Annotated in this window: 4 protein-coding genes; all 4 read right to left on the bottom strand. The window is 68.4% G+C overall.

From position 1 onward, the window contains the following. Nucleotides 1-49 precede the first annotated feature (49 nt). The gene (locus tag JWP83_RS30360; RefSeq protein ID WP_297739068.1) at nucleotides 50-2,239 is read right to left on the bottom strand and encodes a malate synthase G; all 2,190 of its coding nucleotides are present in this window, start codon (nucleotides 2,237-2,239) and stop codon (nucleotides 50-52) included. Nucleotides 2,240-2,525: 286 nt separating this feature from the next. Further along, entirely contained in the window at nucleotides 2,526-3,575 is a 1,050-nt protein-coding gene (locus JWP83_RS30365) for a hemolysin family protein (RefSeq protein WP_297739071.1), read from the bottom strand. After that, nucleotides 3,575-4,942 (bottom strand): hemolysin family protein, encoded by a 1,368-nt coding sequence (locus JWP83_RS30370; protein ID WP_297739074.1) that lies wholly within the window; start codon nucleotides 4,940-4,942, stop codon nucleotides 3,575-3,577. The genes JWP83_RS30365 and JWP83_RS30370 overlap by 1 nt, the downstream gene beginning before the upstream one ends. 205 nt (nucleotides 4,943-5,147) lie before the next feature. Further along, on the bottom strand, nucleotides 5,148-6,060 hold a 913-nt coding region (locus JWP83_RS30375; protein ID WP_297739077.1), incomplete at its 5' end, for a GuaB1 family IMP dehydrogenase-related protein.

Raw genomic sequence — 6,060 nt, forward strand, 5'->3', positions numbered from 1 at the left:
CGCAGATTCTAGTCATCGGCCGCACTACCTACCGCATGTTGAGCCGTTTTCACGCACCGGCGGCGCGGGCTTTGAACTCACGCCGGCGCCGATGCAGGATCGGCTCTGTGTAGCCATTGGGCTGCTGCGTTCCGGACAAAATCAGCTCCTGGGCGGCCTGGAACGCGATGCTGTCGTCGAAGTTGGGCGCCATCGGCAGATACGCGGAGTCGCCGGCATTTTGCTGGTCGACCATCGGGGCCATCCGTTCCAGGCTCGCCCGGACATCCTCCTGAGTGATGACGCCGTGGCGCAGCCAGTTCGCCAGCAGCTGACTGGAGATGCGCAGGGTGGCGCGGTCCTCCATGAGCGCGACGTTGTGGATGTCGGGCACCTTCGAGGACCCGACGCCCTGGTCGATCCAGCGGACCACGTAGCCGAGGATGGACTGGCAGTTGTTGTCGACCTCCTCGCGGATCTCCTCGGGGGCCCAGGCCAGCTCCTTGGCCAGCGGAATGGTCAGCAGCTGGTCGATCGCGACCCGCTTCTTGCCGGCCAGTTCCTTCTGCACCTCGATGACGTCGACCTTGTGGTAGTGCATCGCGTGCAGGGTGGCCGCGGTGGGTGAGGGCACCCAGGCGGTGCTGGCACCGGCGCAGGGCTGGGCGATCTTCTGCTCGACCATGTCGGCCATCAGCTCGGTCATCGTCCACATGCCCTTGCCGATCTGGGCGTGACCGGCGAAGCCGGTCGCCAGGCCGACGTCGACGTTGTTGTCCTCATAGGCCAGGATCCACGGCTGGCTCTTCATGGTGCCCTTGCGCACCATCGGACCGGCCTCCATCGAGGTGTGGATCTCGTCGCCGGTGCGGTCCAGGAAACCGGTGTTGATGAACACGATCCGGTCGATGGCGGCCTTGATGCACGCCTTCAGGTTGAGGGTCGTGCGCCGCTCCTCGTCCATGACGCCGACCTTGAGGGTGGTCTGCGGCAGGCCGAGCACATCTTCGACCCTGCTGAACAGCTCGGTGGTGAACGCCACCTCGTCGGGGCCGTGCATCTTGGGCTTGACGATGTAGATGGACCCGGTCCGGCTGTTGAGCAGCGGGCCGTTGGCGTCGCTCTCCTTGAGCCCGTGGACGGCGCACAGGCCGGTGAACAGCGCGTCCTGGATGCCCTCGAACACCTCGTTGCCGTCGGCGTCAACGATCGCGTCGTTCGTCATCAGGTGTCCGACGTTGCGGACGAACAGCAGCGCGCGCCCGGGCAGCACCAGCTCGCCGCCGTCAGGGGTGGTGTAGTGGCGGTCCCGGTTGGGCACCCGGGTGAACGTCTTGCCGTCCTTGGCCACCTCGGCGGCCAGGTCGCCCCTGTTCAGGCCGAGCCAGTTGCGGTACGCCTTGGTTTTGTCGTCGGCGTCGACGGCGGCCACCGCGTCCTCGAAGTCGATGATCGTGGTGACCGCCGACTCCAGGACGACGTCCATGATGCCGGCGCGGTCCGTCCTGCCGATCGGCGACTCCGGGTCGATCAGGACCTCGATGTGCAGCCCGTTGTTGACCAGCAGCACCGACCAGCTGGGGGAGCCGAGGTCGCCGCTGTACCCGACGAACTTCTCGGGGCTGGCCAGCCCGGTGGGCTCCGCACCGGTGGCGACCTGCAGCTGGCCGTCGTCGATGCTCAACCCCGTCGCGTCCGACCACGAACCCGACGCCAGCGGCACGGCGTCGTCGAGGAACTGGCGGGCATAGGCGATCACCTTGTCGCCGCGGACCTTGTTGTAGCTGGTGCCCTGTTCGGCCCCGTCGGTTTCGGGGATCACGTCCGTGCCGTAGAGGGCGTCGTAAAGCGAGCCCCAGCGGGCGTTGGCGGCGTTGAGCGCGAACCGGGCGTTGGTCACAGGCACCACCAGCTGGGGCCCCGCCGTGGTGGTGATTTCGGGGTCGACGCCAGAGGTGGTGATGCTGAAGTCGCCGGGCTCGGGGAGCAGGTAACCGATCTCGGTGAGGAACTGACGGTAGGCCTCGGGGTCGACGGGCTCGATCACGCGGTGCCGGTGCCATTTGTCGATCTGGGCCTGCAGCTCATCGCGACGGTTCAGCAAACCCTGGTTCTGCGGGGTGAGGTCGGCGACGACTTTGTCGACGCCCGCCCAGAAGCTGTCGGGGTCGATATCGGTGCCGGGCAGGGCCTCGTTGTTCACGAAGTCGTAGAGCACTCGGGCGACGCGCAAGTTCCCCACCGACACGCGATCAGTCATGTTTCTCCTCCATAATGGGCCAAGTCGAACCTCGGTGGCCTCAACAGGCATTGACATCAGCCTACCGACCAGCAGCCCGACGAACGTTATCCGGCCGACCCGCTCCCGCAGGTCATGCCCGGTCACAGCCCCGACGCTGGCGCCGCGGCGACCTCCCCGGATCGCTGCCGGCAACGCATGTTCCGCGGGCCGCGACCCTCCGCCGTCCAACCTCTGTTGACGGGTGGCCGTTGGAGATCATACGGGCTCTGCGCGGTCTCACCGGCCTCGCCCGCCGCCAGCCCCGCTACGCGTCGCGCATGGTGCCGACGAGGTCCTCGACCAGGTCTTCCATCGCCACCATCGCAACCACCGCGCCGGCGGCCCCGTTGTCATCGGTCACTAATGCCAGATGGCTGTTGCTGCGACGCATCCGCGACAGGGCGTCGGCCAGCGGCAGCGACGTCGGGACCTGCGGCAGCGGTCGCACCCACGCCCGGTCGATCACCGTGTTCGGGTCGTTGTCGAGCGTCAGCACGTCCTTGATGTGCAGGTAGCCGATGAACTTCCCGTCGGGATCGGCGACGGGAAACCGGGAGTAACCGCTCTGGGCCAGGGCCTGTTCGACCGCGCCCACGGTCGGCCCGGAGCCCGCAGCGGCCACCGGGACCGCCCGGATCTCGGCGAGCGGCCGCGCGACATCGCCGACCCTGCGGTAGCGCAGCTGCAGCGCCCGCGTCAGCCTGCCGTGCTCCTCGGCATCCAACAGACCCTCGGACACCGATTCGGTGATCATCATGCTGAGCTCCCTGGTGGAGACCGACACGTCGAGCTGCGACTTGGGCTCGACGCCCAGCGCGCGCAGCACCACATTCGCGCATTTGTCGTAGAACGTGATGAGCGGCCGCGCGGCACGCACGTAAGCCAGGTACGGCGGAACCAGCAGCATCGCCGCGCGCTCCGGGCCGGCCAGCACGATGTTCTTCGGCACCATCTCACCCAGCAGCACATGCAGGGTCACGACGATCGCCAGGGCGATCACCAGTGAGAGCGTGTGCAGCAGCGCCGGATGCCAACCGGTGAGCCCGAACGCGGAGCGCAGCAGGTTGGCGACCGCGGCCTCACCGATCCGGCCGAGCAGCAGCGAGGTGACCGTCACTCCCAGCTGCACCCCGGCCAGCATGGACGATAATTGCTCACTGGCGCGGATCACCACGACGGCTCTCGCCTTGCCCTGCTCCGCCAACGCCTCGAGGCGGTCGCGGCGGGCCGAAATCAGCGAGAATTCCGCTCCGACGAAGAACGCGTTGACGCCGATCAGCAGGATCGCCAGCAGCACTCCCAGCCAGTCGTTCATCAGGAGCCCCGTCCCCCGGGCTTTTCGGCTCGACCGCCCAGCTCTTGCAGCTCGAGCACGTCGATGCGGCGACCGTCCATCCGAACCACCGTCGCCTGCCAGCGCGTCGAAATGTCCACAAGGCCATCGGAATCCAAGGCCCTAAGCTCCACCGTCTCCCCGACCGCCGGGATGTGGCCGAGTTCGCGCAGGACCAGCCCGCCGATCGTTTCGTAGGGCCCTTCGGGAGCCCGAAATCCGGTGGCGGCGGCCACCTCGTCGATGCGCAACAGCCCGTTCACCCGCCAGCCGGCGCCCGACGCGACCACGTCCGGGGTGGCGTCGTCGTGTTCGTCGCGGACGTCGCCGACGATTTCCTCGATCAGATCCTCGACGGTCACCATGCCGGCCGTGCCACCGTACTCGTCGACGACCATCGCGGTTTGCAGGCTGTTGGCGCGGATCTCGGCCATCACGGCGTCGCCGTCCAGCGTCGAGGGCACCACCGGAACGTGTTGCGCGAGCGTGGTCAGCAGGGTGTTCGCGCGCTCGGCCGCCGGGATCGCGAACACCTGCTTGACGTGCACGATGCCGACGGTCTCGTCGAGGTCACCGTCGACGATGGGGAAACGGGAGAAGCCGGACTCGGCGGCCGCGGAGACCAGGTCGGCGACCGTCTCGTCGGTTTCCAGCGCGACGATCTTCGACCTCGGCGTCATGAGTTCCTCGGCGGTCAACTCGCCGAACTGCAGCGACCGCCGCACCAGGGCGGCGGTGGCGGCGTCCATGGTGCCGCTGCGGGCCGAGTTGCGCACCAGGGACGCCAGTTCCTGCGCTGAGCGGGCCGAGCGCAGCTCCTCGGCCGGCTCGATGCCCAGCTCGCGAACGATCCAGTTGGCCGCGCCGTTCGTCAACCGGATGGCCGGGGTGAAGAGCATCGAGAACAGCAACTGGACGCCCGCGACGGCACGGGCGGTCGACAGCGGGCGCGCCACGGCGAGGTATTTCGGAACCAGCTCGCCGAACACCATCGACACCGACGTCACGATCACCAGCGCCAGGAACGCGAGGATGCCGTCGGCCAGCCGGTTCGGTATGCCGATTGCGCTCAACGCCGGATGCGGCAGGTCGGCCACCAACGGCTCGGTCAGGTATCCGGTCGCCAGCGTGGCGATGGAGATGCCCAATTGAGCACCGGAGAGCTGAAACGACAGCCGCTGCTGGGCGCGCTGGATGTAGCGGTCGCGCCGGCCACCGAGGCGGGCGTTGGAATCCACGACGCTGCGGTCCAGTGCGGTGAGCGAGAATTCGGCCGCCACGAAGACGCCGTTGGCGAAGATCAGCAGCGCGATGGCCAAGACGCTGGTCAGGGTGACGGCGATGTTCATGGCTGGCTCGGTCTTGATGCTGAACGGGGCGCCGGGGACGCTGCCGATCGCCGCTCCGTCTCGAAGGCCCGGGTCAGTATTGGGCCCGCGGCGCGTGCCTGCGGCACGTCATACCTTTCCCTCGATGTTGGGCAGCGCTTTGCTGCCAGGCGAAGAATCACGTGAATTCACATGGTAGCCAAGACGTCCAGCCGGCAGAACGCGCTCACCAACCCAGTGGCAGCGGATGGCCCTCGGCGAACCCCGCGGCCGACTGCACCCCGACGACGGCGCGCTCGTGCAGCTCGGCCAGGGTCGAGGCGCCGACGTAGGTGCAGGTGCTGCGCACTCCGGCAGTGATGTGGTCGATCAGGTCCTCGACGCCGCCGCGGGCGGGGTCCAGCCCCATCCTCGCCGTCGAGATGCCTTCCTCGAACAACGCCTTGCGGGCGCGATCGAACGCGGCCTCGGCGCCGCTGCGGGCGACGACGGCCCGCTTGGACGCCATGCCGTAGCTCTCCTTGTACGCCTGGTCGTCGCGGTCGCGCATCAGGTCGCCGGGCGACTCGTAGGTGCCGGCGAACCACGACCCGATCATCACGTTCGACGCCCCGGCGGCCAACGCCAGCGCGACGTCCCGCGGATGCCGGATGCCCCCGTCGGCCCACACGTGGGCGCCGAGTTGCCTTGCCGCGGAAGAACATTCGAGCACGGCGGAGAATTGCGGTCGCCCCACACCGGTCATCATGCGGGTGGTGCACATCGCGCCCGGTCCGACGCCGACCTTGACGATGGTCGCCCCGGCGCCCAGCAGGTCCCGGGTACCCTCCGCCGACACCACGTTGCCGGCCACCAGGGGCAGGCCCAGCTCCAGCGACGCGACCACCTTGATCGCGTCCAGGGTCTTGACCTGATGTCCGTGTGCGGTGTCGATGACGAGCACGTCCACACCGACCTCGGCCAGGGACCGGGCCTTCGCCCCTACATCGCCGCTGATGCCGACGGCCGCGCCGACGCGCAACCGCCCGTGCGCGTCGGTGGCCGGCGTGTACAGCCCGGCACGGAGAGCCCCGGTGCGGGTGAGCACCCCCGCCAGCGTGGCGTCCGCGTTGGTCAACACCGCGACGTCGATCGGGGCG

The sequence above is a fragment of the Mycobacterium sp. genome (assembly GCF_025965855.1).
Lineage (GTDB): Bacteria > Actinomycetota > Actinomycetes > Mycobacteriales > Mycobacteriaceae > Mycobacterium.